This window comes from Streptomyces thioluteus, assembly GCF_039535865.1.
In genome coordinates this window covers 1-26,512 of record NZ_BAAAXZ010000064.1, presented here as the reverse complement: position 1 = coordinate 26,512, position 26,512 = coordinate 1, and the positions used below count along the sequence as shown (strand labels likewise).

Here is a 26,512-nt window from a genome sequence, read left to right as displayed (position 1 = left end):
GAATAGGAGGATCGCTCACTTCATAAGACAACCAACTTCCGTATCTTCCTGCTGAGAAACGGCGCATTGATAGTGCCGGGAAAGTTGCTTGGTGCCGCGCGCCAGGATACGGACTGTAGTCGAGAAACTTCAATAGGTAGCGATCAATCCTTGAAAGGACGTCAGAGGCGTGCTATGGAGCCGGAGCCCTTCATTGCTGGTCGTTGGCGCGTGACCGAGTTGGGGATGCTGGCTGATCAACGCCCGTGCTCGAGCGACTCACCAGTTCAGCTGGCCTGCCCGTGGAGCAACGAGGGATGCATGGTGGCAAGGTGGAGGGTGGTGGGCTTGTTCCGCTTTGGGCGATGAGTTGGGTGCGCAGGCGGTCAGCGGTGGCCCGGTCGACGACGGTGGCTAGGTAGAGCCATCCTTCCTCGGCGGGTGTCGGCTGCCGCTGTGTCAGGCTGGAACTGGAGTGTCACCAGGTCGGCCAGCAGGGACGCGCCGGGATCGGGGGTCGTGGTGGGATGATGCCGCCTGCAGTGATGGCTCGTGAGGTCGACGTTTATAGCCGGGCAACACGCCTTCGGCCGCATACCGTGCCTTCATTCTGCGGGGCGGCGTGGATGCATGGGGCGTCGTAGGTGCCGCGCGAGGAACGGTGAACCTCGGTGATTTTACTGGTCAGTTCCACGTCGCGGACCGCGCGGAGCCTTGGGGCGCCCGTGTGTCGGGCGTAGGAGGCGGCACAGGACTCCTGGGCAGCTCAGAGGCGCGTTTGACGCTGTGACCGCCCCGTTTTCCGCCTCGATGAACGGGTGGATGTTCACTGGACCTCCACTGCGAAGAAAGCCTCGGATCGCTTGAGGATCTCCACATCTTCCCGCAGGCGTCAGTTTTCCCGGCGTAGACGGGTGAGTTCCTGCTTCTCGCTGTTGGTCAGGCCGGGCTCCTGGCCTGCGTCGGTCTCGGTCTGGCTGACCCAGAACCGGACCGCGGTCTCCGTCAGGTCGAAGTCCTCGGCGACTTGGCCGGCCGAGCGGGAACCGCGTTGGCATAGCTTGACGATCTTGGCCTTGAACTCCGGCGTGGACATCCCTCCGGGGGCGAGGTGCCCCCGATTGGGATGTCCGTCAAACTGAATCAAGCCCAATTTGGCGCTTCGACGCATGGTTTACCTGGATGGCTGATACTCGTATACCACCTCGTGGCAAGTGGTAAGTCTCCAACCAAGTGGGCGAGTTTGCTGCATGGCAACCGGTCATGTGTAAGGGAGATGGAGGCTGCGGTAGCGTCTTGCTGTCGCCTTCGTTCAGCGAACAGCCATCGTCAGCCGGTCAGCCTTCATGGCTGTGAGGAAGCTCCGGAGCGTTGTTCGGGTGGCTCTGAGCGTGATCTCGGGCTGGTCGCTTTCGCGTAGCTGGATGTGTCCCAAGTGGTTGATAGATAGAGTGACACAGTTTGCTGCGTTCGCGCTAAATGTCGACTTCTGCCAGACGAGTGGAGGCATTCTCATCCCTGCCGGAGGTCCCGCGCGATGCGATGGATGAGGTCCCGGGAACTCGCAGGGTCGAGTGCGGAGGCTTGCATCCTGTCGAGGACCGCGCGGTACGCGCGTAGTTGGGCTTCGTTGTCGATGAAGACGGTACCGTGGTCGGCGTCCAGTAGCACGGTGTCTAGCTGAGGGACTTCGCCGTCGCACTGGACGATTCCGTGTCCGGCGCTCGGGAGCAGGCCGGCGCCGAACGGAATCACCAGGACCTGGATGTGATCCTCGTGGCTGCGCTCCAGGAGGAACCGCAGCTGTGTTTCGGATACATCCGGGCCTCCGAAGTCCATCCTCAGCGCAGCCTCGTGGATGATCGCGGTGAGGGACGTCGGTGCCGCTCCGTAGAGGACGCCCTGCCGCTTGATGCGGTAGGAGGCCCGGTGCTCCAGTTCGAACGGGGCCAGAGGCGGCACAGCCCCGCTGATCACCACGCGAGCCTGCTCCTTCGTCTGCAGGAGTCCAGGGATGTGGATGACCGACGCGACACGTAGGGATGTCGCATGGTGCTCCAGCTCGGTGAGTTCGAGGGTGTCGTCGGGGACGAGGCCCTGGTACTCCTCCCACCAGCCGCGGGTACGGCCGCCTGTCATCTCTGTGAGCGCTTCGACCAACCGGTCGTCACCGCACTCGTAGAGCTTGGCCAGGGCTCTTACGCGCTCCGCGCTGACTGCGTATCCACCGGACTCGATGTTGCTGATCCTCGACTGAGTGGCGCCGAACAGCTCTGCGGCCCGCGTCGCCGATAGACCCGCTTGTTCGCGCAGGCGGCGAAGTTCGACGCCGAGCCGCCGCTGTCGGACGCTCGGTGGACGCTTGACCCTGGTCATGCGGCTCTCTCAATCGGACAGAGTGCCCATGTGTCACCCACACGGGTCGTGTTGGACTGTGGATCACTTCATTGTTGGGCTACATGCCAACGCCGTCCTCTACGGTTCTGCTGTCCGATCGCACAACTCCTCCGTCTGACAGGAGATTTCGCATGGCAACCCTACCGTCACGGCATACCTGTCCAGGTAGTTCTTCCGGCGACTCCCCGGGGGTGCTCTCAGTGTGCCGAAGTCGCCACGATGACGTACCGAGTGGGCAGTTACGTGGTGGATGTGGGCAAGGGGCAAGTCGTGCAAGTGGTTGGTGCAACAGATGGTTTGGTGAGGGTGAGCGATGTCGGTGGTGGACCGCAGCGGGGCGTTCCAGCCGAGATGCTCCGGCTGGCTACGCGTGAAGAGCGCCAAGCCGCCGGACTGCGCCCGTACCAGGTCGGCTGTGATACGTGCGCGGAGCTTGAGATGGCGCGGCAGGCAGCTGCTGCGGGCGAGGACAGGGACCGGTCCCGTAACGCAACTGCAGCTGCGTACGCACACTGGATCGCGTCGCACTCCGTACCCACGTCCAGGAGGGGTAACTGATGCGAGCTGTTGGTCGGTTGGTTCGGCATTGCCGGCACGGCTCGGGCTGGGAGTCCGGCGGCGGCGAGGAGCGATGCCGCGACTGCGGTACGCGGCGCTTCACGGAGTACGGTGCGTTGCGTCCACCGGAACTGCCTTCGGTGATGACGCCGTCGCCCCGCGACTGCGAGCGGGCGGACCGTGCGGCCGCCGAGGTCATCGCGCGGACTGTCCGAAACCTTTGCCGTTGGGGCACCGGCGATGCGATGGGGCGCCTGGCAGTCTGAAATGAATGAGGTAGTGCGCTGCCCCCTGCGTGAAGGGCGGCGCACTGGGCGAGGGTGGCCCTCGTGCCCCGCCGGGCGGTGCGGCCCTCGAAGCCCGGATAGCGGGCAATTTGGGCGTGCGCAGTGGCGTGGCGGCTGGGCCGTCACCACCAAAGTGCCTGTAATTCAAAGACCAATGGTCGTGTGGCCGCCGCGTGGAACTCTGTCCTCGTCGTACAGAACGGCATCGTGCTCGATCTCTGCGCGATGCCGCCCCTTTTGTGATGACATGAGCATGCTGGACACTGACTTACCGGGCCTTTATATTGATCTCCGTGCCCGCCGGCCTTCCTTGCGAAGGAAGCCGACGGCGAATTCGATGAGTTGGGGGGACTCATGGCACGGATCGGTCGTGCTTGCGTTGTTGTGCCCGGGGGGATTGGGCTCGTGGATGGGGTTTCGTCGACGCCTCCGGCCGTGGTGGGTTACGCGGTGAAGTGCGCCGATATCCAGTCGAATTTCTGCGAGTTCACGCCTCCTGCTGAGAGGCCGCCCACCACGGTGCGTACTCGGGCTATCGGCGGATCGGTCCGGATGGCGACCCTTTTCGTCGATGTCTGACCGAGCCCCTTTTCCCGTCGTGTTTGCGGCGGCTCTCGCGTCGGGGTGAGTCACCTCGCCGGTGCGGCCTGCGTCGTGCCAAGAGCAACAGGCAGTGACACACGCCGTGTTGTCATTTCGGTGACCCGTTTTCTCCTCGCATCTCTTTGCGTTGCGCATTCCAACTCGCGCCTTGCGTAGGCCCCTTGTCCGATGCTTACGATGGTGAAGATCATTTAGGGGACGCCTCATGGCGCGTCCGACCATCGCACAGACGTCACAGGGGGGCGCGGGTCACCGCGCGACGTGCAGCGCCATCCCTCTCTGTCGGCTGCCAACGCACAGAGAAAGAAAAAGAATTGCAACCGTTCAGACCGGCCCGTGCCGGGATCGCGGGCCTCGCGGCCGCCGCTGTCCTGGCCGGGCTGATACAGGCCGGTGCGGCGTACGCCGCACCGGACGCCCCGCCGGCCGAGCCAAAGTCCACTGATGCGCCCACCGGTTCGGGGCGGGTCGCCGACCCCGACAAGCATCTCGGGAAGGACTGGGACACCTCGAAGGACCAGGCCGTCACCGCCGCCGCCGACTCCGCCGGCCTGCGGATCCTCGCCGCGGATCGGGTCAGGCCTACGCGTGGAAGACGGCCGCCGTCCTCAACGAGCCGGGTATGCCCGCCGATACGTGGATCGGCAACCAGTGCGTCATGGACGACTCGCACGTCGCCGCCGTGTACGCCCCTCGGGCCTTCACCAACAAGCCCGATCTCATGCAGGGCGGTGCGTTCACGGCGATCGTGAACACCAAGTCGGGCGAGGTGACGAAGCTGCCGTTCACGGCCACGCTCGCCTACTTCGACCCGACCTGCAACACCAGCACGCACACGGCCGCCTTCACCCAGTACCGCGACATGAACGACGCGTCGCAGACGAAGTCGCGCGTGATCACCGTGGACACGTCCGGCAGGACGGTCATGAAGACGGGTGAGCTGCGCGGGCAGGTGTCGTCGGCGGCCCCGGTGAAGGACGGTGTCGTCGCCGGTCTCGGCAGTGATCTCGTCCGGATCGACGGTCGGGGGAAGACTCGCCGGCTCGCCAAGGGCGACAGTGTTCCCTTCGACATCCGCCCCCTGGCCGACGGCCGGATCGGCTTCGTGGACCGCAAGGGCACGAAGACGGCGCAGGCGAAGGTGTACAGCGGCCACGGCGCACCGCGCACGGTGGCCACCGGCCCCCTCGGCGACCTCGACCTGGTGCCCCGGTGCCCAGGGCCGTACCTTCCTCACCGGCCGTCCCAAGGACGTCAAGGTGGACGGGAGCGGGATCACCAGGATCGACGCGCCGGCCGACACCGACGTCTCGTCCCTCGGCCGCCTCGCCGTCGACCCCGTGCTCACCCCCGGCGTCCGCGCCGGGCTGACCCGCATCAAGGGCGGCGGGAAGAGCTTCGACAAGGCGGACGAGCCCGAGGCGGGCGTGCGTTCCCGTTCCGGGAAGGCTCCCGGGGCGGCGGACGCGAACACCACGCTGACCGTCACCTCGACCGCCACGACGACCGGGGACAAGGTCGAGCAGCGGGTGACCTCGGCGCAGCCGCGCCTCAAGGAAGGTCTCTCGCCCGCGCTGACCGGCGGCACCCAGCCGCGTACGCTGGCCCGCGCGTCCGCGAAGGCGGACGGGCCCACCGACGCGCCGGTCTCCCACGACCCCACCGACACCGACCGCTGGTGCTCGGTCTCCCGCAACGACATGAGCGTCCAGGCGCTGCAGCCGACGCCGAACCAGGTCGAGTGGGCGGTGGACATGGCCGTCCGCGGCGAGCTGCGCGGCAAGTGGCTCCGCCAGGGCGGCTACCGCGACCAGGCCGGGCTGGGCACGGTCGACCCGCAGGGTCTGTTCCCGCTCCCGTCGCTGAACGGGGGCGGCCGGATCCCGGCCAACGTCCTCCTCGGCATCCTGGCCCAGGAGTCCAACCTGTGGCAGGCGGAGTCCGGTTCGATCCCCGGCCAGATGGGCAACCCGCTGGCCGCCGTGGACGGTTACTACGGCCACAGCACCAAGGACACGCTTCTCGGCTACTGGCGCATCAACTGGGACAAGTCCGACTGTGGTTACGGCGTGGGCCAGGTCACGGACGGCATGCGTCTGAAGGGCCACGAGAAGACGGACAAGGCGACGGGCCAGAAGGTCGAGACGAGCCTCGACCCGAAGCTGCAGAAGATCATCGCGATCGACTACGCCACCAACATCGCCGCCTCCATGAAGATCCTCGCCGACAAGTGGAACGAGGTCCACACGGACGGGCAGCGGATCACGGTCAACAACGACGACCCGTCCCGCGTGGAGAACTGGTTCACCGCCGTCTGGAACTACAACCTCGGCTTCAACCCCAAGTCGGAGGCCGGCAAGAACGGCGGACGCTGGGGCCTGGGCTGGTACAACAACCCCGCGAACCCGATGTACAAGAAGGGTGCCTGGGACCACCCGTTCATGGACACGTCCCTCAGCAGGGAGAACATCACCGACGCGGCGCACCCGCAGAACTGGCCGTACGAGGAGAAGGTGATGGGCTGGGCCGCCTGGTCCATCGACACCGGCTTCTCCTACGACACGGACGGCAAGCAGGGCTGGAAGGGCGAGTCCGGCTACGCCACCGCGGGTTTCCAGCCCGCCTGGTGGCTCAGTGTCGAGAGCCGTTCCCGCGTCAGCCCCCCGCTGGACACCTTCTGCAACAAGAACAACGGCTGCAACGCCGGCAAGCCGATCGACTGCCCCGACGAGGCGTGCTACCGGCAGTTCTGGTGGACCCAGGAGAACGCCACCTGGAAGTCGGACTGCAAGGACTCGTGCGGCAACGAGAAGATCAAGTACGCCACCCTGCGCGCCGAGCCGGGCCGTGGGTACCGGCTGAAGAACGGTGAGCCGGTGTGCGGCGGCGCCCCGGACGGCTCCGACGTCGTCACCTCGATCCCGGCCGGCACGGAGACATGGTCGAGCTGCGGGAAGGCGTCGTCGACGGGCAAGTTCGAGTTCACCTTCCATCCCGACTGGGACAAGCACTACGAGGCGAAGGCCGATCTGCATTCGATCGGCGGCGGCCACGGCGGCCATTTCTGGTACACCCACACCCGTAACGACGACCACCTCGGCGGCGCCGGCAACCGGATGACGATCGAGGGCGAGTGGACGGCGGGCAAGTCGTACGACCTCGCCGCGGTCTACGCGTACATCCCCGACACGGGGGCGCAGACCAAGCAGGCGAAGTACGTCGTCGACGGCGCCGTCGGCGGTCCGTACGAGCGGGTCGTGGACCAGAACGCGAACGGCGGCAAGTGGGTGTCGCTGGGCGCCTACAAGTTCACCTCCACGCCCAAGGTGAAGCTGACGAACTACGCGAAGGACGGCAGCGCCGACCAGGACATCGCCTGGAACTCCGTGGCGTTCAAGCCGATCAAGGGCAGGTTCGTCCAGCGCTCCCTGACCGCCGCCGCGATCTTCGACCCGAACCAGGAGCTGAACTCCAACTCCCCGGTGACGTCGCTCGAGACGCCCGTGCGGTCGATGAAGTCGCTCTACGAGTGGGGCCTGGGGCTCGCCGACCAGGCGCCGCTGTGGAACAACAACGGCAACGGGGGTCGAGGCCCACGGTCTGGCCTACGAGGCGCGGTGCAAGGACGCCAAGGCCGTGGGTGAGTGCACGGGCCAGAAGACGTACGACGAGGCCGAGAAGTGGGCCAAGGACATCAGGGCCGGCGGCATGAAGCCGCGCGCCGACGGCTCCGCCCCGGACATGTCGATCCCGGTGTGGATGGCCATGGCCAACCGGCGCCCCGACCCGTCCAAGCCCGCCTCCGAGGCGTACAAGGACCCGAACAGCTACAAGATCAAGTCCGATGTGAGCGTGACCTTCGTGGTCGGCGAGGACGGGAAGATCGTTGACGGCAGTGTGGCGTCGGACTACCGCGCCCGGGTCGGCAACGCCCACCTGCCCTACTTCGTCACCAAGATCATGAAGGCGATCGAGGCGGACTACGGCATCCCCGCGCCGGACATCGACTACACCACGCAGGACGCGCTGGAGTACGGCGACTTCAAGATCTCCCACCCCTACGAGGACGGGGACACTCCGGGTCAGGCGTACTTCCCGCACTTCCGCGCCGCGCGTATCGACGACTCCAAGCAGTGCGTGGACTTCCGCGCCATCGGCGGCGGCGTGCACGGCTACCGCGCCATGGTCGCCCACAAGTCGATCAACGACAACGTCAAGAAGTGGGTCGACGAGATCAAGTCCAACACGGAGACGAACTACGCGGTGAAGAACTTCGCCGGGGACGTCTACTCGCTGTTCTTCAAGAACAGCGGGTCGTGGAACAACAACATGTGGGGCTCCATGATCGGTAACGCGCCGCCGATCTGGCAGGACATCTCCGCCGCCTTCTGCGCCGACGGGTCCGTCAAGCCGACGCACTACCTGAAGAACGACGACGCGCACCCGTCCAACGGCATCGTCTACCAGTCGTACATGCCCGACCTCTACCTGTACGTCGACGACCGCATGACCGACAATCTCGGCCGCTCGTCCAACCAGCGGATCAGTGGCGGTGATTGGAGGAACTTCTCCAACTTCCCCGCCACCGCGCCCAACGGCAATGCGTACGCCTGGTGCGGCGTGGGCTCGCGGGGCAATGGAGGCAACCCGTGGGGCGTGGACGCCCCGGTCCCGATCTTCGGTGACGGGCCCGGGAACCGGCCCGGCAAGGTGATCCACTGTGACGAGCCGGAAAAGGAGTTCAACGTCAACCTCACCCGGTAGCCGGGGGAGTCGGCAGGTGATTTAACATCACGCCGAGGGGAGGGGAGACCGGACCGTACGGGCCGGCCTCCCCTCTTCGCGTTCTCAAAGGAGAATTCCCCATGGGTGTCCTGTACCTCGCCTTCTTCCTCGCCTTCCTCTACCTGGTGGCCGCGATCCTGCTGTGCAGGAAGATCGCGCGCAGGACGACGAAGAGGATGGGCTGGGCCATGGCCTTCCTGCTGATCGTCCTTCCCTTCGCCCTGCTGGTCATCGGGGGAATGATCGATGCCGGGCGGAACGCGGCCTGACGCCCGTCGCCATGGGTGCGAGGAACCGAAATGCCGCACCTGATAGGGGTGGTTCCGCTTTTCTGGACAAGGAACTTACCTGGCCCTTATGTTGATCAACGTCGCTGCGGGCCCGCGCCCCAGGAAGACTCACGGCGATTTCCGATTCCGGGGAATTCGCCGGTTCTCCCCTGCATGTAAGGAAGTTCCATGCTCAAGATCGCTTCTCGCGTCGCCGCCGTTTCGGCCGCGACCGTCGTGATGGGCCTGATCCCGCTCGCCGGCACGTCCTACGCGGCCAGCTGCTACAGCACCGGCTGCGACAACCAGGGTCCCAAGAGCACCGGTTGTGAGAGCGACGCGGTCGGCCACGGCACCGTGAACAACAACGGACGCATCGCGGAGCTGCGTTGGTCGAACAAGTGCAAGGCCGCCTGGGTGCGCACGACGCAGACGGCCAGCCCCTCCTGGTACAGCTCGTACGCGACGATCGAGAAGTACAACGCCGCCGGGAAGCTGCTGCGTTCGCTCAGCGTCGACACCCCGAACACGTACAACTCGTCGGACTGGTCGAACATGCTCGGCGGCTTCGGCGGCGACTACTTCTACCGCGCCTGCGTGGGCTTCCACAAGAACAGCGGTGCGCCGTACGGCGTGCAGTGCACCAACAAGTTCTAGGCAGCGCGCCGTTCGGCACGGCCCGATGACCGATGCCCCTGCTCCCGGGAGGGAGCAGGGGCATCGGCGTCCGTGCGGACGGCAGGGCCGGCTGCGGGCTAGTTGCAGGCGCCCACACCGCGGACGGTGTCGATGACCACGCGGCCGCCCACCTTCATGTAGGAGTACGCCGTGCCGCAGTAGCCGCGGTTCTGGTAGACCGGGCCGGCGTAGGTGCCGAAGGTGCCGAAGTCCTCGCGGGCCGCGTCGTCGGTGTAGTTGGACTTGAGGCGGATGCCCATCGACTGCTTGGCGCCCGTGTCGTTGGCCAGGACGGCGCAGATCGGCTTGTCGTAGTAGCGCGGGCCGGTCTCCTGGCCGTTGGTCCAGAGGTAGAGCGTGGCGTAGCGCTGGGTGGGGCTGGGCATGCGCTCCGCGTAGACGGAGACGTTGTAGCCCGCGCCGCACACGTTCGCGGGCCGCCGCGGCGACCCGCTGGTTGGCCTTGACGAGGGCCTTCGTCTTCGTGGTCGCCTTGGCGGCGAAGTGGATGTCACCGGCCGAGACGGAGGCGGGCTTCGGGGCCGGGTTGCTGGTCCCGGCGGTGGCGGCCTGCGGCGCGGCCAGGCCGAAGACGGTCAGTGCGGCGGCGACGGCGGCGACCCGGAACGACTTTTTGGACATGGTGAAACAATCCCCCGTTGATCAGTGCATGTCAGTAATCGGTGCATACCGGCGGAGAGCATGATCGTTTCCGCTGGTCGCCAGGAACTTATCAGGGGTTTACGCCGCCGTTCCTGTGGATTGGATCACAAGCCCCTGCCCCCTGCTTCCCGTTGGGAATCAGGGGGCAGGGCGGGCGTCCCGGCTCAGCCGCCGTTCACCCGCGTCGCGATCCGGTCCCCGGTCTCCTTGTCGATGTTGCGCCAGTACTGGAGGGCCCGGTCGAGGACCGGGCGGCTGACGCCGTTGAGGAGGTGGCCGGAGACGTTGGAGACGAGGCGGTCGCGGGCCGCGTCGTCCAGGACCTTGCGGACCATCGTGCCCGCCTGGCCCCAGTCGTCGTCCTCGCGGTGCAGCTTCGAGGCCTCACGGACCATCTCGCCGGAGGCGGGCCAGCCGGCGATTTCGCCGAACTGGGGGGAAGCCGCAGGCCCGCCATAGGAGTTGGGTGCGTACGGGCGGGCCGCGTTGGACGGCTCGTAGCGCATCGGGCCGTCCTTGGCATAGGAGTTGACGACCGAGTGCGGCCGGTTCGGCGGCAGCTGGGTGTAGTTGGGGCCGATGCGGTACCGGTGGGTGTCCGGGTAGGAGAAGAGGCGGCCGATGAGCATCTTGTCCGGGGACGGGCCGATGCCGGGAACCAGGTTCGACGGCTCGAAGGCGGCCTGTTCGATGTGGACGAAGAAGTCCTCGGGATTGCGGTCGAGGGTCATCTTCCCGACCTCGATCAGCGGGTAGTCGGCGTGCGGCCACACCTTCGTCAGGTCGAAGGGGTTGAAGCGGTAGTCCGCCGCGTCCTCGAAGGGCATGACCTGGACCTTCAGGGTCCACGACGGGGCGTTGCCGCCGTGGATGGCCGCGTACAGGTCGCGGCGGTGGAGGTCCGGGTCCTCGCCGGCCAGGCGGTCCGCGTCCTCCTGGGTGAGGAAGTCGACGCCCTGGTCGGTCTTGAAGTGGTACTTCACCCAGAACTTCTGGCCGCCGCCGTTGACCCACATGAAGGTGTGCGAGCTGTAGCCGTTCATGTGGCGCCAGGTCTTCGGGATGCCGCGGTCGCCCATCAGCCAGGTCACCATGTGGGCGGATTCGGGGCGACAGCGTCCAGAAGTCCCACTGCATGTCGTTGTCGCGCAGGCCGTTGTCGGGGCGGCGCTTCTGGGAGCGGATGAAGTCCTGGAACTTCTGCGGGTCGCGGACGAAGAAGATCGGGGTGTTGTTGCCGACGAGGTCGTAATTGCCGTGTTCCGTATAGAACTTGACGGCGAAGCCGCGCGGGTCGCGCCAGGTGTCCGGGGAGCCCTGTTCGCCGGCCACCGTGGAGAAGCGGACGAGCACCTCGGTGTTCTTCCCCGGCTGGAAGAGCGCCGCCTTGGTGTACTGGCTGACGTCGTTGGTCACCCGGAAGGTGCCGTAGGCGCCGCCGCCCTTGGCGTGGACCACCCGCTCCGGGACCCGTTCCCGGTTGAACTGGGCCATCTTCTCGATGAGGTAGTGGTCCTGGAGCAGGATGGGGCCGGAGTCACCGATGGTGAGCGAGTGCTCGTCGCTCTCCACGGGGATGCCGACGTTGTCGGTGGTGTACGGAGTCTGCTGCGCCGAGTCGGTCATGGGACGCCTCCCGGAATTCCCGGTACGGGTGATGGTGAGGGCGTCGTCCGCGCCGCCCTCCGCACCGGCCAGTCAACTCCGTCGACAGCGCGTCGGCAACAGGGCCCTGGACGCTGTCCAGAATTTCACCTCGTACCGCCGAACGGGTCGATCCGTCACCCGGAGTGACCGCGCGAGGGCAGCGCGAGCTCGAACCACACCACCTTTCCGGTGCTCAGCCGGGTGGCGCCCCACCGCCGCGCCAGCTTGTTGACCAGGTACAGCCCGCGCCCGCCCTCGTCCGACGGCCGCGCCTGGCGCAGCCGGGGCAGCTGGGGGACGTCGTCGCCGACCTCGCAGCGCAGCACGTTCGTCCGCAGGAGGCGCAGCGTGATCGGGCGCTCCGCGTACCGGACCGCGTTGGTGATCACCTCGCTGACCAGCAGTTCCACGGAGTCGCTCAGCTCGCCCAGGTCCCAGCGGTCCAGCGCGCGCCGAGCCAGCCGGCGGGCCTGCCGGGCCGTCTGCGGGCGCGGATCCAGGAACCAGTACGCGACGTCGCTCGGCGCTATGCCCTCGAAGCGGGCGGCGAGCAGCGCGATGTCGTCGTCCCGGTCGCCCGGGCCCAGCATGCCCAGCACCTCGTCGCACAGCGGCTCCAGCGGCGGCGGGTTGGGGCCGGTGAGGCGGGCGGTGTCGATGAGGCGCTCGCGGAGCTGCTCTATTCCGGTCCACACGTCCCGGATGCGGGATTCGACGAGGCCGTCGGTGTAGAGGAGGAGCGTCGCCCCGGCGGGCGCGTCCAGCTCCACGGCCTCGAAGTCGACCCCGCCCACGCCGATCGGCGCCCCCGGCGGCACCCGGAGGACCTCGGCACGGCCGCCGCGGTGCAGCATGATCGGCGGCGGATGGCCCGCGTTGGCGATCACGATGCGGTGCGAGACCGGGTCGTAGACCGCGTAGAGGCAGGTCGCCATCCGGTCCGAGCCCAGCCGCTGCGCCTGCTCGTCCAGGTGGTGCAGCACCTCCTGCGGTGGCAGGTCCAGCCCGGCCAGGGTCTGCGCGGTGGTGCGCAGCTGCCCCATGATCGCGGCGGACGTCATGGAGTGGCCCATCACGTCGCCGACGACCAGCGCGATGCGGTTGCCGGGCAGCGGGATCGCGTCGTACCAGTCGCCGCCGACCCGGGCCGTCTCGGCGGCCGGCAGATAGCGGCTGGCCAGCCGGACGCCGGTGGGCTGGGGGAGGGAGTCGGGGAGCATGGTGCGCTGGAGCTCGTCGGCGATGTAGACCTCGCGGCCGTAGAGGACGGCCTTGTCCACGCCCAGGGCGGTGTGCGTCGCCAACTGCGCGGCGACCAGCAGGTCGTCGCCCTCGAAGGCCGGCCGGTCGGGCCGGCGTATGAACACCGCCGCGCCGATGACCCGGCGTCTGCCGCGCAGCGGGGCGAGGATCGTACGCCGCTGCTGCGGTACGGGCCGGTCCGCGCCGAGCAGCTCGGGCAGGGCCGCCCGCGCGGCCGAGGAGTCCCCGAAGACGGGCCGGACACCCCGCAGCACCTCCGCGAGCGGCCCGCCTATGCGCACCTCGCAGCGCTCGGCCGCGGCGTCCGCCAGCTCCAGGCCGAGGCCGGGATCGTCAGTGGACGAGGACGTGGACGAGGACGAGGCCTCCGGGGTGGCGGGCGCGGGGGCCAGGGGCTCGGCTCCCCAGGCGGATTCGGTGGTGCTCAGGCCCCGCGCGTACTCCGGCAGCCGGTCGGTGCGGCGCAGCCGCAGCACGACCGGGCCGACCGGGCGCTCGTCGCCGACCGGCAGCGGGTCGCGCAGATAGACGAGGATCGCGTCGGCGAAGGTCGGCACGGTGGCCCGGCACAGGCCCAGCACGATCTCGTCCAGGTCGATGCCGCGGGCGATCCGGCGGGTGGCCGCGCCGACGAAGCGCAGCCGCTCCCCGCCACCGCCTCCGGCGCCGCCCGTGCCGCCCGCGCCTCCGCCGGCGACGGGCCGGGGCCCGTCGGCCGCCGGGTGGGCACGGCCCTCGCCGGCCGCTTCGGCGGGCGGGTCCGCGGGTGCCTCGGCGCTCATGACGGCCCGCACGGCACGCGCCCCGCGCGGCAGCGGCAGGGCCTCGTCGGGCTCGTCGCCGGTACGGGGGCGCGGCGCGGCGGCCGGCGCGGGGGTGGGCCGGACTGCGGCATTCCGCTGTCCTCCGTGGGAGTCGGTCTGCTCCGTCACGCGTGGGGTTCCATCCGTCGGGGCCGTAAGCCCGGTCGCACAGGGCGCACCGTGGTCAGGCGGCGCGTCGCAGATTGAGGAAGAGCTGGATCTCGGGCGGTACGTCCGTGCTCTGCGGGGCGTACGCCAGCGAGCTCTCGCCGGTGATCTCGAAGCCCGCCCCGCGGACGACCTCCCGCAACTCGTCGCGCAGGTAACCCGATACCCGGATCGTGTTGCCGAGGAACGGTATCGCATAGTCGTCCACGTCCGCCTCCACCATCGAGAGCGCCATCAGGCCCCCCGGTCTCAGCAGTCCGTGCAGCATCCGCAGCGCGTGCGGGATCTCCGGGCGGGGCAGCATCAGCAGGGCGAAGAACGCGGCGATGCCGTCGAAGGTGCCCAGCCGGCCGTCCCTCAGCTCCGCCAGGTCCGCGAGGCGGAACTCGGCCTCCGGCACGTGGCCGCGGGCCAGCTCCAGCATCCCCGCCGAGAGGTCGACGCCCACGACCGTGTGCCCGGCGTCCACCAGCTGACGGGAGGTCGGCAGGCCGGTGCCGCAGCCGATGTCCAGCACCCGCGAACCCGCCGGCAGCGACTCGGCCAGCCAGGCGCCGGAGGCGACCTGGCCGTCCTTGTGCGGGAACGCCTCGTCGTAGCGGTCGCCGATGGCGTCGAACGCCTCGGCCTGACCGCTGCGGTCCAGGCCCGTCAGGGCGTAACCGTCGTAGGCCCCCTGGACCCGCTGCCCGTCGTCACCGCTCACGGCTGCGCCCCTTCTCGTTCCCGCGTCGTGGTTCCTCTTTTTATGGCGCGCGCGTGCTCGACTGACGCGGCGTCATGTTCCGTACGGACCAGGGCCGTCACCGCGGCCCTGCCCGATCCTACGGTCGCCCTGCGGGGCGACGGCAAGCGCTTCCGTCCGTCACGCGAACGTCACGCCCGCTGGGGCGCCGGGACGTGTCCCCAGTCGTCGGGGAGCGACGGCACCGGCCAGGCCGGGTCGGGCCGCCAGCGCTCCCAGCCGGACGTGAACGGCGCGCCCCAGGACTCGATCTGCTCGACCGCCGCGCGTCCGGCGGCCCGTACCTCCTCGGCCCGAGCGGCTGTCATCAGTCCCACGCGCTGCGCCTGGGCGAACTCGTCCTCGTCCTTCCACTCCCAACGCCGGTCCGGATAGACGGCGATGTCCAGGAAGTGGTCCTCGGAATCGACCCCGCCGGCCCAGCGCGCGAGCGGTTCCTCAAGATTCACGTACCAGTTGCGGAACCTCCAGTCGAGGTCCCAGAAGAGCCAGACCGACCACGGCTCGCCGGGGCGCGCGAGTTTGAGTACGCCCGTTCCGGTCCAGGTGCCGACGGCGGTGGTGCGCGGCTTGGTGTAGCGGGTGGCGAGGGGCTCCTGGTACGGGGGCGTGCCGTCGGCGAGGACGGGCCGTACGCAGTGGGTGCCCGAGGCGAGCCAGACGGCGAGCAGCTCGGGGTCGTCGTGGACGACGGTCACGGGGCGACAGATGTGGACGCGGTCGGTGGCGTTGGCGCGGTAGCGCCACAGAATGTGGTCCCCGGGGGCCCAGTGCCCGGCTGCTGCCGTATCCGCTTCCACTTGCGCTGTCATGCGCAGATCTTAGGGGGAGGGGGGTGGGGTGTGCCGTGACGTATGCCGCAGGGGTAGGGGGCTGGGGGGATTGTGCCCCGGTCCCGCCCTTTCACCGTTTCTCGCCGCGCTCCGCGCGGGTTGTCCTCAAGCGCCGGACGGGCTGTTTCAGCCCGTCCGGCGCTTGAGGACTTCGCCCGAAGGGCGAACGGGGTCCGGGGTCTCCCCGGAAGAAACGGTGACAGGGCGGGCCAGGGGCACAATCCCCCCCGCCCTACGGCCGAGTCATCCGCAGCACATCCAGCGCCTCGTCGAGCTGCTCGACCGTCAGCAGCCCCCGCTCCACGTACCCGCCCTCCAGCACCACCGCACGGATCGTCTTCCGCTCCGCCAGCGCCCGCTTCGCGACCTTCGCCGCCTCCTCGTACCCGATGTAGCGGTTCAGCGGCGTGACGACGGACGGCGACGACTCCGCGTACTCCCGCGCCCGTTCCACGTTCGCCGTGATGCCGTCGACCGTCCGGTCGGCCAGCAGCCGCGCCGCGTTGCCGAGCAGCCGCACCGACTCCAGGAGGTTTTTCGCCATCACCGGCAGCATGACGTTGAGTTCGAAGTTGCCGGCCGCGCCCGCCGTGGCGACGGTCGCGTCGTTGCCGACGACCTGCGCGGCCACCATCAGCACCGCCTCCGGAACGACCGGATTGACCTTGCCCGGCATGATCGACGAACCCGGCTGGAGGTCGGGCAGGTTGATCTCGGCCAGTCCCGTCCGCGGCCCGGACGCCATCCACCGCAGGTCGTTGGAGATCTTCGTCAGGCCGACGGCGATCGTCCGCAGCTGACCGCTCGTCTCGACCAGCCCGTCCCGCGCGCCCTGCGCCTCGAAGTGGTCGCGGGCCTCGGTCAGCGGCAGCCCCGTCGCGCGGGCGATCTCGGCGATGACCGCGGCGGAGAAGCCGGGCGGGGTGTTGATGCCGGTGCCCACCGCCGTTCCGCCGAGGGGGAGTTCGGCCAGCCGGGGGAGCGAGGCGCGCAGCCGCTCGACGCCGTAGCGGACCTGGGCCGCGTAGCCGCCGAACTCCTGGCCGAGGGTGACCGGCGTGGCGTCCATCAGGTGCGTCCGCCCCGACTTGACGACCTCGGCGAACTCCTCCGCCTTGCGCTCCAGCGCGGCGGCGAGATGCTCCAGCGCCGGGATCAGCTCACCGGTGACGGCGGCCGTGGCGGCGATGTGGATGGAGGACGGGAAGACGTCGTTCGACGACTGGCTGGCGTTGACGTGGTCGTTGGGGTGCACGGCGCGGCCCAGCCGCTCGCCGGCCAGGGTGGCGACGACCTCGTTGGTGTTCATGTTGGACGACGTGCCGGAGCCGGTCTGGAAGACGTCCACGGGGAAGTGGTCGTCCCAGCGGCCCTCCGCGACCTCGTCGGCCGCCTCCGCGATCGCCCGCGCCATGTCCGCGTCGAGCACGCCCAGTTCGGCGTTGACCTTGGCCGCGGCCGCCTTGATCCGGGCCAGGGCCGCGATGTGTGCGCGCTCCAGCCGCTGTCCGCTGACCGGGAAGTTCTCCACGGCCCGCTGCGTCTGCGCCCGCCACTTGGCGTGGGCGGGCACCCGCACTTCACCCATCGAGTCGTGCTCGATCCGGTACTGATCGCTCTCGCTCATCCTCACTACCTCCTGACCGCTACAGCGTTTGTCTCGTTCTCCCTGTTCCCAAAGGCCACTACCAGCCAGTAAATACCGCGGGTAACAACAGAAATCGGGGAGGCTCCATGACACGCAGACCCACCCTGCGCTGTTCACTCGCGGCCTTGACGGCTTTCGCAGCCGTTTTCGGAGGAATGGCCGCAAACGTCCCGTCCGCCCATGCGGAAACGCGCTCCACCGCCTCGACGCCGCTCTCTCCCGAGCTGGAGAAGATCCGGGCCGCGGACGCGGTCAAGCTCTACGGCGACGCGGCCGAGCGCCCGCCGGAGCAGCGCAAGAGCTCCTTGATCTCGCTGGGCGACAGCGAGATATCCGGCGAGGGCGTCGGCAGCTACGAACCGGGCACCAGCGGCCCCTCCAACTGGTGCCACCGCTCGCCCGACTCCGCGATCCACCGCACGTCGATCCCGGCCGACGTCACCTACAACGTCGCCTGCTCCGGCGCCGACACCGGAAACATCCGCATCGGCGGCACCAAGCAGTACGCGGACGAACTGGTGCAGAGCGACAACCTGGCGATCAAGGCCCGCAACACCCGGATCAAGATGGTCCTGCTGGTCGCGGGCGCCAACGACGACCTCCAGTTCGGTCCGGTGATCACCGACTGCGTCACCCGCTACCTCACCCTCCAGGGCACCTGCGAGCCCAAGTACGCGCCGGGCTGGCAGGCGCGCGTCGACGGCCTGGTGCCGAAGGTGAAGCGGACCGTCGCCGACCTGCGCGCCGTGATGTCCGGCGCGGGGTACGCCGAGGGCGACTACAAGCTCGTCGTCATGGGCTACCCGAGCCCGATCGGGGCCGACTTCGAGGACAACCCCGCCTACCCCGGCAAGCTGGCGGGCGGCTGCGTCGGGTACACGTCCGACGCCGCCTGGGGCCGCAACACGTCCGTGCCGGCCTTCGAACGCGGCATGCGGAAGGCGGCGCTGGAGTCGGGCGCGTACTTCCTCGACAACTCCCGCCTCTTCCACGGGCACGAGGTGTGCATGGAGAACGCGTGGGTGCGCGGGCTCTGGCTCGACCTGTCCAACCCCGTCCCGCCGGACGCCAACTCCGTCCGGCAGTCCTTCCACCCCAACGCGCGCGGGCACGCGGCGTTCGCGTCCTGCCTGAGCCAGTTCTACGCCTCCGGATACCGCGAGGCGGGCTGCGCGGACCCGGCGAGCACGGACAAGCCGGTGCTGCGCGGGGGCTCGTGGGACGAGGCGTACCGCCCGTTGAAGAACGCCGCCAGTGGTGCGTGCGTGGACGCGTACGGTGCCCTGACGCGGAACGGGACGGAGGTCGGCGGATGGCCGTGCACGGGGAACCGCAACCAGGAGTGGTGGTACGACGGTGAACGCGGCTCGCTGCACACGGCGTTGACGCACGACCGGTGCGTGGACGTGCCGGACGGCAAGTACGCGGCGGGGGCGGCGGTGGTGCTGTGGAACTGCCACGGCGGCGACAATCAGCGGTTCGCGCGCTCCGGTGATACGTACCGGCCCGCGGCCGCGCCGCAGTTGTGCCTGACGCTGTCGGATGCGAAGGAGCCGGTGCGGTTGCAGAAGTGCGACGGCTCGGCGGGGCAGCGCTTCGCGTAGGTGTTCCCTCCCCGGCCCCGCCCTTTCACCGTTTCCCCGGGGGCAAGCCCCCGGGCCCGGCACCGCGCTGCGCGCGGTAGGGCGGGGCTTCGCCCCTGGACCCCGGCGGGGGCTGCGCCCCCTGCACCCCTGCTTCCGGGGCTCCGCCCCGGACCCCGTATCGCGGCTCCGCCGCTCGTCCTCAAACGCCGGACGGGCTGGGATGGCGCGCCCGTGTAGGGAATCCGGTCCGGCCCGAACCGGCCCGTCCGGTGCTTGAGGACAGTGCCCGCAGGGTGCTTCGGGGGGGGGCGCAGCCCCGGTCCAGGGCAGGGGCGAAGCCCTGGGCGTGGCCCAGCGGGCGTGGCCCGAGCAGAGCCCGGGGGCGCAACCCAAGGGGCCCAGGGAGCGCAGCCTCGGCCAGGGGCGCAGCCCAGGTAGGGCCCGGCGGGCGTGGCCCGAGCGGGGCCCAGGGGCACAGCCTCAGGTGGGGCCCAGAGGGCCCGTCCCGAGGAGCCCAGCGGGCTCAACCCCACCCAAGGCCCAGAGGGGCTCCCCTCCCCAGGGCTCAGGGAGCGCGACCCGAGCGGGGCCTAAGAGGCGCGACCCGAGTGGCGCCCAAGGAGCGCAACCCGAGCGGGGTCCAGGGGGCGCAGCCCCCGGTGGGGTGCAGGGGCGGAGCCCCGCGCTCCGCGCGGAGCGCGGGGCTCCGCCCACCCCGCGGAGCGCGGGCCCCGCGCGGCAGCGCGCTGGGGGTGCCCCCTCTGGGGGAGGGGTTCCGCAGGGGCGCCGCCCCTGCGGAGACGGGGAAAGGGCGGGGCGGGGAGCAAACTCCCTTACTTACCCGACCGCACCGGGATGTTCATGAACGTCGGCGCAGGCGCCGGATCCGTGAAGAAGTCGTTCCCCTTGTCGTCCACGACGACGAACGCCGGGAAGTCCTCGACCTCGATCTTCCAGACGGCCTCCATGCCCAGCTCCTCGTACTCCAGGACCTCCACCTTCTTGATGCAGTCCTGGGCCAGGCGCGCCGCCGGGCCGCCGATGGAGCCGAGGTAGAAGCCGCCGTGCGCGGCGCACGCGTCGGTGACCTGCTTGCTGCGGTTGCCCTTCGCCAGCATCACCTTGGAGCCGCCCGCCGCCTGGAACTGCTCGACGTAGGAGTCCATGCGGCCGGCCGTCGTGGGGCCGAAGGAGCCCGAGGCGTAGCCCTCGGGGGTCTTGGCGGGGCCGGCGTAGTAGACCGGGTGGTCGCGCAGGTACTGCGGCATGCCCTCGCCCGCGTCCAGCCGCTCCTTGATCTTCGCGTGCGCGATGTCGCGGGCGACGACCAGCGGGCCGGTCAGCGAAAGGCGGGTCTTCACCGGGTACTTCGTCAGCTCGGCGAGGATCTCGTCCATGGGACGGTTGAGGTCGATGCGGACGACGTCCTCGTCGGACAGGTGCTCGTCGGTCGTCTCCGGCAGGAAGCGCGCCGGGTCCGTCTCCAGCTGCTCCAGGAAGACGCCCTCGGCGGTGATCTTCGCGACGGCCTGGCGGTCGGCGGAGCAGGAGACCGCGATGGCCACCGGGCAGGACGCGCCGTGCCGCGGCAGGCGGACCACGCGCACGTCGTGGCAGAAGTACTTGCCGCCGAACTGGGCGCCGATGCCGATCTTCTGGGTGAGCTCGAAGACCTTCTCCTCCAGCTCCTTGTCACGGAAGCCGTGACCCAGCGGGGAGCCCTCCTCCGGCAGCTCGTCGAGGTAGTGCGCGGAGGCGTACTTGGCGGTCTTCAGCGCGAACTCGGCGCTGGTGCCGCCGACGACGATCGCCAGGTGGTACGGCGGACAGGCGGCCGTGCCCAGCGAACGGATCTTCTCCTCCAGGAACTTCATCATGGAGCCCTCGTTGAGGACCGCCTTCGTCTCCTGGTAGAGGAAGGACTTGTTGGCCGAGCCGCCGCCCTTGGCCATGAAGAGGAACTTGTAGGCGCCGCCGTCGGTCGCGTACAACTCGATCTGCGCGGGCAGGTTGGAGCCGGTGTTCTTCTCCTCCCACATGGTCAGCGGGGCCATCTGCGAGTAGCGCAGGTTGAGCTTGGTGTACGCGTCGAAGATGCCGCGGGAGAGCGCCTCGTCGTCGCCGCCCTCGGTGAGGACGTTCTGGCCGCGCTTGCCCATGACGATCGCCGTGCCGGTGTCCTGGCACATCGGCAGCACGCCGGCGGCCGCGATGTTGGCGTTCTTGAGCAGGTCGAGGGCGACGAACTTGTCGTTGGCCGATGCCTCGGGGTCGTCGACGATCTTCCGCAGCTGGGCGAGGTGCGCCGGGCGGAGGTAGTGCTGGATGTCGTGGATCGCCTCTTCGGCGAGCTTGCGCAGCGCCTCGGGCTCGACCTTGAGGAAGGTGCGGCCGTCCGCCTCGAAGGTGGTCACGCCCTCCGAGGTGACCAGGCGGTACGGCGTCCTGTCCTCGCCCAGGGGCAGGAGATCGGTATGGGCAAACTCGGGCCGAGACATCGCGGCGATCCCTCACTCACTCTGCGGGTGGTATGCGAGCCAAGCGTAGGCGCCGCCGGGCGTGATCGGCTGGTGAGGCAAGCCTCACTTGGAATTCACGGCACTTGGAATTCATGGCTATCGCGATCTATCGCGTCTCCCCTATTCTGGGTCCGTGGACGAGTCAGCGCTGGAGAAGCGACAGGTATCCCTGACCAAGACGGCCGAGGCCGAGCCCGCGCTCCGGGCCTCCGACGCGGACCGCGACCGGATCGCGGACATCCTGCGCGAGGCGCTGGCCGAGGGCCGGCTCACCGCGGACGAGCACGCGGACCGGGTGGACGCCGTGTACCGGGCCCGGACGGTGGCCGAGCTGGAGCCGCTGGTGCGCGACCTGCCGGTGGCGGCACGCACGGGGGCGCCGGCCGATCCGTACGCGCCCCCGCGCCCGTCGGGCTCCCCCGCCCGGCCCGCGGAGAACCTCGTCGCCGTCTTCGGCGGCGCGACCCGCAAGGGCCGCTGGCGCGCGGGCGGCCGGCTCAACGCGTTCGCCCTCTTCGGCGGGGTGGAGATCGACCTCACCGAGGCGCTCTTCGAGGAGCGGCAGATCGTCATCAGCACCTGGGCGCTCTTCGGTGGCGTCGAGGTCAAGGTCCCCGAGAACGTCTCGCTGCGCTCCACCGGTACCGGCGTCTTCGGCGGCTTCGACGTGGACTCCTACGAGGCGGCCGACCCCGAGGCGCCCTCGGTGCTGATCACCGGCTGCGCGGTGTTCGGCGGCGTGGCGGCGAAGGCCAAGCGCGGCAAGAGGGTCAAGGACCTGCGCGCGGCGGGGTAGTCCGGCCGCCGCCGGACGATGGTGACGGACGGTGTTCCAGTCGTGGCAACGGTGTGAATAAGAGCGCGCACAGCGGGTAAAGCTTGGTGCATCGTCTCTCGTACGGCTGCGGGTGCGAATGGCCGTGCAGGGTGAGACGGGCAAGGGTGACTCAACCGGCCGAGCAAAGCCGTCGTCAGGAGTGGACCGTGCTGCTACCGCATCAGCCCCTGCAGGAAGCCGCCGTACCGCCCGCGCGGATGTCCGCGCGGGATCAGGCAGGCCCCTGGCACTCGGAGGCGGTGTGCCGCCGGGACGAAGCAGGGCTGTTCTTCGCACCGTCAAAGGAACCCACGGCCGCCCGCCTCTCCCGGGAGGAGGCGGCCAAGCGCGTCTGCGCCCGCTGCCCCGTGATGGTCGAGTGCCGTGAGCACGCCCTCCTCCAGCCGGAGCCGTACGGGGTGTGGGGCGGGCTCACCGCGGCCGAGCGCCGCGTCGTCCTGGCCCGCCGGCGGCGCCGCGAGGCGGAGATCCAGCGCTCCACCCGCGTGGCCGCGGCGGGCTGACTCCTCGGTCCCTGCCTTTCTTCGCTTCACGGGGGCGTCTCCCGGCGGTCGGCCGGGGGCGCGGGGCCGAGTCCCGCTGGAAACGGTGAAAGGAAGGGACCGGGGCGTACGCCCCGGTCGGTGTCCCGGAGGCCGCCGCCTCAGCTGGGGCGCTCGAAATCGATCGTGCTGTAGGCGCGGAGCTTCGACAGCCGGTGCTCGGAGTCGATCTGCCGGATCGTCCCCGACTTCGACCGCATGACCAGCGACTGGGTCGTGGCCGTCGCGGAGCGGTAGCGCACGCCGCGCAGCAGTTCGCCGTCGGTGATGCCGGTGGCGACGAAGAACACGTTCTCCCCGCTGACCAGGTCGTCCGTGTGCAGGACGCGGTCCAGGTCGTGCCCGGCGTCCAGGGCGCGCTGCCGCTCCTCGTCGTCCTTGGGCCACAGCTTGGCCTGGATGGTGCCGCCCAGGCACTTCATCGCGCAGGCGGCGATGATGCCCTCGGGCGTGCCGCCGACGCCCAGCAGCAGGTCGATGCCGGTGCCCTCGCGGGCGGCCATGATGGCGCCGGCCACGTCGCCGTCGGAGATGAACTTGATCCGGGCGCCCGCCTCGCGGATCTCCTTGACCAGGCCGCTGTGGCGGGGACGGTCCAGGACGACGACCGTGACGTCCTCGACGGCGGAGCGCTTCGCCTTGGCGATGCGGCGGATGTTCACGGCGACGGGCGCGGTGATGTCGACGAAGTCGGCGGCCTCGGGGCCGGTGACGAGCTTGTCCATGTAGAAGACCGCGGACGGGTCGAACATCGAGCCGCGGTCGGCGACCGCCATCACGGAGACGGCGTTGGCCATGCCCTTGGCCGTCAGCGTCGTGCCGTCCACCGGGTCCACGGCCACGTCGCACTCCGGGCCGGTCCCGTCGCCGACGCGCTCGCCGTTGTAGAGCATCGGCGCGTTGTCCTTCTCGCCCTCGCCGATGACGACGACGCCGTTCATCGAGACGGTGTGGATCAGCGCGCGCATGGCGCGGACGGCGGCGCCGTCCGCGCCGTTCTTGTCGCCGCGGCCCACCCAGCGGCCCGAGGCCATGGCGCCCGCCTCGGTCACCCGGACCAGCTCCAGGGCGAGGTTGCGGTCCGGTGCCTCCGGACTGACCTCGAGCTGGGACGGCAGATGATGATCGGTCATCGGGGCGCACCTTTCTGTACGGCGTGGGCCGTGGGGTCCCCCCGTCCCGGTGGGCCAGGGGGGTGAGGGTGCTGATGACTTTATCCGCTGATTTCGAGAATGAGCAGGGCGCCCCACGCATGAGCGCCGTCAAGGGGCCGCCGACGGCGGGTGTCCGGTTCCCGACCCCCTCCGGCGTCGAGATCCACATCGGCATGGGGGACGATGGGGGGCGTGGCTGGCAGGAACGGTAAGAATCAGACGGTGCGGAATCTGCTGCTGTCGTTGGCGGTGGTGGTTCCGGTGGCGGGGTCGGCTTGGCTGTTCCTCCCGCACGGCAGTGGTGGCGACCATGTGAAGACGGTGGAGTACCGCGTCGCGGCGGACTCGGCCCGGCGGGCGGCGCCCTATCCGGTGGTCGCCCCCGAGGGGCTCGGCAAGGACTGGCGGCCGACCTCGGTCTGGTACAAGGTGACCGAACGCGAGGGCAAGTACTGGCACTTGGGCTTCGTCGACCCGGACGACGAGTACGTCCAGATCGAGCAGAGCGACCGGACGGGACGGGACTTCGTCGACTCCTCCACGCAGAGCGCCGAGCGGACCGGCCGCACCGAGAAGGTCGGCGGCACGGTCTGGCAGCGCTACGAGGGCGAGAAGTACAACGCCCTGGTGCGCGAGGAGCGCGGGGTGACGACGGTGGTCGCCGGGACGGCGTCCGACCGGCGGCTTGCGGAGATGGCCGCGGCGCTGAAGACGGGCAAGCCGAAGGGCTGACCCCGGCGTCGGGGTCAGCCCTTCGGGAGAGTGCCGGTCAGACGACCGAGACGACCTCGTCGTAGCCGAGGCGCGGGGAGCGGGGGCGGTAGGCCTCCGTGCCCGGGTTGCCGATGTTGACGACCATCAGCGGGGTGTGGTCGCCGTCCAGGAACTCCCTCTGGATGCCCGCGGCGTCGAAGCCGGTCATCGGGCCGGCGGCCAGGCCGAGGGCCCGGATGCCCAGGATGAAGTAGCCCGCCTGGAGCGAGGCGTTGAGCGCGGCCGAGCGCTCACGGACCGGACGCTCGCTGAAGAAGACGTCCTTGGCCTGCGGGAAGTGCGGGAACAGCTGCGGGAGCTCCTCGTGGAACTCGTTGTCCGCGGCCAGGATCGCGACCAGCGGAGCGGTGCGCGTCTTGGCCTGGTTCCCCTCCGCCATGTGCGCGACGAGGCGCTCGCGGGCCTCGTCGGTGCGGACGAGGACGATCCGCAGCGGCGACTGGTTGAACGCGGTGGGGGCGAACTTGATCAGTTCGTAGAGCGCCTGCATCTGCTCGTCGGACACGGGCTCGTCGGTGAAGGCGTTGGGCCGTGTGGGCCTCACGGAAGAGCAGGTCCTGAGCGGCGGCGTCGAGGGGCGAGGGGCATGGGGGGGTGACCTTCTTAGTGTTGCAGTGGTTCCAATGGCGGCCGGTGTCCACCGTACTGCAAGGTATGTGAAGCTTCAACTGAAACTTCAATCAACTGCCCCGACGCGCCCGCTGCCCGGTCAGTCCTCCCGCTCGGTCTCGGCGGCCAGCGCCGCGTCCAGCCGCGCCCGCGCCCCCTCCAGCCAGTGCCGGCACACCTTCGCCAGCTCCTCGCCGCGCTCCCACAGGGCCAGCGACTCCTCCAGCGTCTGGCCGCCCGTCTCCAGCCGGCGGACGACCTCGATCAGCTCGTCCCGCGCCTGCTCGTAGCCGAGGGCCTGCGTCTGCGTCTGCGCCTGCTCCTGCGCCTCGTCGGTGTTCTTCGCCATGGCGCCCAGCGTAGGGCCTGGCCTATTCCGCGCCCCCGCCCACGGCCCGCACTGTGAACCCGCCCTCCGCGACCCGCGCCCGCAGCTCCTCGTCCGCGCCGACCTCGGCGGGGGAGCGGACCACCGAGCCGTCCGCGTGCTGGAGCACCGCGTAGCCGCGGCGCAGCGTCGCCGCCGGGGACAGGCCCACCACGCGGGCGTGGGTGTGCGTCAGCTCGGAGTCGGCCCGGTCCAGCAGGTGCCCGAACGTCCGCCTCCCGCGCGCCAGCAGCGCGTCGACCTGCTCCGCGCGCTCCTCGACCATCCGCTGCGGCCGCTCGAAGCACGGCCGCGCCCGCACCGCCGCCAGCCCCCGCTCCTCGCGGTCCAGCAGCGCGGTGACGGCCCGCAGCCCGCGGTCGCGGAGCTGGCCGACGCGGGTGAGCTCCTCGCCGACGTCCGGCACGACGCGCTTGGCCGCGTCGGTGGGCGTGGACGCGCGCAGGTCGGCGACCAGATCCAGCAGCGGGGAGTCGGGCTCGTGGCCGATCGCCGACACCACGGGGGTGCGGCAGGCGGCGACGGCCCGGACGAGCTGTTCGTCCGAGAACGGCAGCAGGTCCTCCACGCTGCCGCCGCCCCGGGCGACGATGATCACGTCCACCCCGGCGTGCCCGTCCAGCTCCTGGACCGCCTCCACCACGGCCGGCACCGCGTGCACGCCCTGGACGGGGACGTTGCGCACCTCGAAGCGGACGGCGGGCCAGCGGTGCCGGGCGTTCTCCAGCACGTCGCGCTCGGCGGCCGAGGCGCGGCCGCAGACGAGGCCGATCAGC

24 protein-coding genes and 2 pseudogenes are annotated in these 26,512 nt (G+C 69.7%); 9 read left to right on the top strand and 17 right to left on the bottom strand.

The features are described 5' to 3' along the window. Positions 1 to 544 precede the first annotated feature (544 nt). The 4 genes from ABD794_RS18695 to ABD794_RS08400 all read right to left on the bottom strand — a co-directional run bounded on the left by ABD794_RS18695 (position 545) and on the right by ABD794_RS08400 (position 2,355). On the bottom strand, positions 545 to 673 hold the full coding sequence (locus ABD794_RS18695) for an IS3 family transposase (protein WP_425585962.1): 129 nt from the start codon (positions 671 to 673) through the stop codon (positions 545 to 547). 198 nt (positions 674 to 871) lie between these two features. Then, complete coding sequence (locus ABD794_RS08410; RefSeq protein WP_344962026.1) at positions 872 to 1,075, bottom strand: transposase; 204 nt, start codon at positions 1,073 to 1,075, stop codon at positions 872 to 874. A gap of 216 nt (positions 1,076 to 1,291) precedes the next feature. Further along, positions 1,292 to 1,489, bottom strand: a complete 198-nt coding sequence (locus tag ABD794_RS08405; RefSeq protein WP_344962024.1) for a DUF397 domain-containing protein — start codon at positions 1,487 to 1,489, stop codon at positions 1,292 to 1,294. 2 nt (positions 1,490 to 1,491) lie between these two features. Beyond that, positions 1,492 to 2,355: a helix-turn-helix domain-containing protein gene (locus ABD794_RS08400; protein ID WP_344962022.1), complete on the bottom strand. Its 864-nt coding sequence runs from the start codon at positions 2,353 to 2,355 to the stop codon at positions 1,492 to 1,494. Positions 2,356 to 2,933: 578 nt separating this feature from the next. On the opposite strand from ABD794_RS08400, the gene ABD794_RS18690 reads away from it, so the two are divergent. Next, the gene (locus tag ABD794_RS18690) at positions 2,934 to 3,200 is read left to right on the top strand and encodes a DUF6255 family natural product biosynthesis protein (RefSeq protein ID WP_425585961.1); all 267 of its coding nucleotides are present in this window, start codon (positions 2,934 to 2,936) and stop codon (positions 3,198 to 3,200) included. A gap of 1,206 nt (positions 3,201 to 4,406) precedes the next feature. Here ABD794_RS18690 and ABD794_RS08395 read toward each other — a convergent pair. Together ABD794_RS08395 and ABD794_RS08390 are read right to left on the bottom strand one after the other, a co-directional pair. Next, the gene (locus ABD794_RS08395; protein ID WP_344962020.1) at positions 4,407 to 4,613 is read right to left on the bottom strand and encodes a hypothetical protein; all 207 of its coding nucleotides are present in this window, start codon (positions 4,611 to 4,613) and stop codon (positions 4,407 to 4,409) included. Positions 4,614 to 4,625: 12 nt separating this feature from the next. Beyond that, positions 4,626 to 4,874: a hypothetical protein gene (locus ABD794_RS08390; RefSeq protein ID WP_344962018.1), complete on the bottom strand. Its 249-nt coding sequence runs from the start codon at positions 4,872 to 4,874 to the stop codon at positions 4,626 to 4,628. Between the two features lie 209 nt (positions 4,875 to 5,083). Between ABD794_RS08390 and ABD794_RS08385 the strand changes: the two genes are divergently transcribed. The 4 genes from ABD794_RS08385 to ABD794_RS08370 all read left to right on the top strand — a co-directional run bounded on the left by ABD794_RS08385 (position 5,084) and on the right by ABD794_RS08370 (position 9,535). Beyond that, the gene (locus ABD794_RS08385) at positions 5,084 to 7,468 is read left to right on the top strand and encodes a golvesin C-terminal-like domain-containing protein (protein WP_344962016.1); all 2,385 of its coding nucleotides are present in this window, start codon (positions 5,084 to 5,086) and stop codon (positions 7,466 to 7,468) included. Further along, positions 7,461 to 8,588, top strand: a complete 1,128-nt coding sequence (locus ABD794_RS08380; protein ID WP_344962014.1) for a hypothetical protein — start codon at positions 7,461 to 7,463, stop codon at positions 8,586 to 8,588. Before ABD794_RS08385 ends, ABD794_RS08380 begins: the two co-directional genes overlap by 8 nt. 101 nt (positions 8,589 to 8,689) lie before the next feature. After that, on the top strand, positions 8,690 to 8,878 hold the full coding sequence (locus ABD794_RS08375) for a hypothetical protein (RefSeq protein ID WP_344962012.1): 189 nt from the start codon (positions 8,690 to 8,692) through the stop codon (positions 8,876 to 8,878). A gap of 189 nt (positions 8,879 to 9,067) precedes the next feature. After that, complete coding sequence (locus ABD794_RS08370; protein WP_344962010.1) at positions 9,068 to 9,535, top strand: DUF2690 domain-containing protein; 468 nt, start codon at positions 9,068 to 9,070, stop codon at positions 9,533 to 9,535. A gap of 98 nt (positions 9,536 to 9,633) precedes the next feature. On the opposite strand, the gene ABD794_RS08365 is transcribed toward ABD794_RS08370, so the two are convergent. The 6 genes and pseudogenes from ABD794_RS08365 to ABD794_RS08340 form a co-directional block, all read right to left on the bottom strand. After that, complete coding sequence (locus ABD794_RS08365; protein ID WP_344962008.1) at positions 9,634 to 9,942, bottom strand: hypothetical protein; 309 nt, start codon at positions 9,940 to 9,942, stop codon at positions 9,634 to 9,636. A 441-nt stretch (positions 9,943 to 10,383) separates the two neighbouring features. Further along, positions 10,384 to 11,845 (bottom strand): annotated as a pseudogene (locus tag ABD794_RS08360) (catalase). Between the two features lie 155 nt (positions 11,846 to 12,000). Next, complete coding sequence (locus ABD794_RS08355; protein WP_344962006.1) at positions 12,001 to 14,061, bottom strand: SpoIIE family protein phosphatase; 2,061 nt, start codon at positions 14,059 to 14,061, stop codon at positions 12,001 to 12,003. A 55-nt stretch (positions 14,062 to 14,116) separates the two neighbouring features. Then, positions 14,117 to 14,806, bottom strand: coding sequence for a class I SAM-dependent methyltransferase (locus ABD794_RS08350; RefSeq protein ID WP_344962005.1), 690 nt, complete (start codon positions 14,804 to 14,806; stop codon positions 14,117 to 14,119). 170 nt (positions 14,807 to 14,976) lie between these two features. Then, a complete protein-coding gene (gene fomD / locus ABD794_RS08345) occupies positions 14,977 to 15,657 on the bottom strand; it encodes a cytidylyl-2-hydroxypropylphosphonate hydrolase (protein ID WP_344962003.1) in 681 nt (226 codons plus the stop codon). Between the two features lie 253 nt (positions 15,658 to 15,910). Beyond that, positions 15,911 to 17,305, bottom strand: coding sequence for a class II fumarate hydratase (locus ABD794_RS08340; protein ID WP_344962001.1), 1,395 nt, complete (start codon positions 17,303 to 17,305; stop codon positions 15,911 to 15,913). A 107-nt stretch (positions 17,306 to 17,412) separates the two neighbouring features. Between ABD794_RS08340 and ABD794_RS08335 the strand changes: the two genes are divergently transcribed. Beyond that, the gene (locus tag ABD794_RS08335) at positions 17,413 to 18,930 is read left to right on the top strand and encodes a ricin-type beta-trefoil lectin domain protein (protein WP_344961999.1); all 1,518 of its coding nucleotides are present in this window, start codon (positions 17,413 to 17,415) and stop codon (positions 18,928 to 18,930) included. 815 nt (positions 18,931 to 19,745) lie between these two features. On the opposite strand, the gene ABD794_RS08330 is transcribed toward ABD794_RS08335, so the two are convergent. Further along, on the bottom strand, positions 19,746 to 21,410 hold the full coding sequence (locus tag ABD794_RS08330; RefSeq protein WP_344961998.1) for a fumarate hydratase: 1,665 nt from the start codon (positions 21,408 to 21,410) through the stop codon (positions 19,746 to 19,748). A 154-nt stretch (positions 21,411 to 21,564) separates the two neighbouring features. On the opposite strand from ABD794_RS08330, the gene ABD794_RS08325 reads away from it, so the two are divergent. Beyond that, positions 21,565 to 22,227 (top strand): DUF1707 SHOCT-like domain-containing protein, encoded by a 663-nt coding sequence (locus ABD794_RS08325; RefSeq protein WP_425585960.1) that lies wholly within the window; start codon positions 21,565 to 21,567, stop codon positions 22,225 to 22,227. A gap of 239 nt (positions 22,228 to 22,466) precedes the next feature. After that, a complete protein-coding gene (locus tag ABD794_RS08320; RefSeq protein ID WP_199892969.1) occupies positions 22,467 to 22,772 on the top strand; it encodes a WhiB family transcriptional regulator in 306 nt (101 codons plus the stop codon). Positions 22,773 to 22,912: 140 nt separating this feature from the next. Here ABD794_RS08320 and glpX read toward each other — a convergent pair whose 3' ends face one another. Then, positions 22,913 to 23,944: a class II fructose-bisphosphatase gene (gene glpX, locus ABD794_RS08315; RefSeq protein WP_344020320.1), complete on the bottom strand. Its 1,032-nt coding sequence runs from the start codon at positions 23,942 to 23,944 to the stop codon at positions 22,913 to 22,915. Positions 23,945 to 24,187: 243 nt separating this feature from the next. Here glpX and ABD794_RS08310 point away from each other — a divergent pair, with 243 nt between their 5' ends. Next, complete coding sequence (locus ABD794_RS08310; RefSeq protein ID WP_344961997.1) at positions 24,188 to 24,697, top strand: DUF4245 domain-containing protein; 510 nt, start codon at positions 24,188 to 24,190, stop codon at positions 24,695 to 24,697. Positions 24,698 to 24,734: 37 nt separating this feature from the next. On the opposite strand, the pseudogene ABD794_RS08305 reads toward ABD794_RS08310, so the two are convergent. From ABD794_RS08305 to xseA, 3 genes and pseudogenes are all read right to left on the bottom strand, one after another. After that, positions 24,735 to 25,293: pseudogene (locus ABD794_RS08305) on the bottom strand (malonic semialdehyde reductase). Positions 25,294 to 25,448: 155 nt separating this feature from the next. After that, the gene (locus ABD794_RS08300; RefSeq protein ID WP_344961995.1) at positions 25,449 to 25,697 is read right to left on the bottom strand and encodes an exodeoxyribonuclease VII small subunit; all 249 of its coding nucleotides are present in this window, start codon (positions 25,695 to 25,697) and stop codon (positions 25,449 to 25,451) included. Positions 25,698 to 25,719: 22 nt separating this feature from the next. Further along, positions 25,720 to 26,512 (bottom strand): exodeoxyribonuclease VII large subunit (gene xseA / locus ABD794_RS08295; protein ID WP_344961993.1); only part of this gene is annotated, 793 nt, incomplete at its 5' end.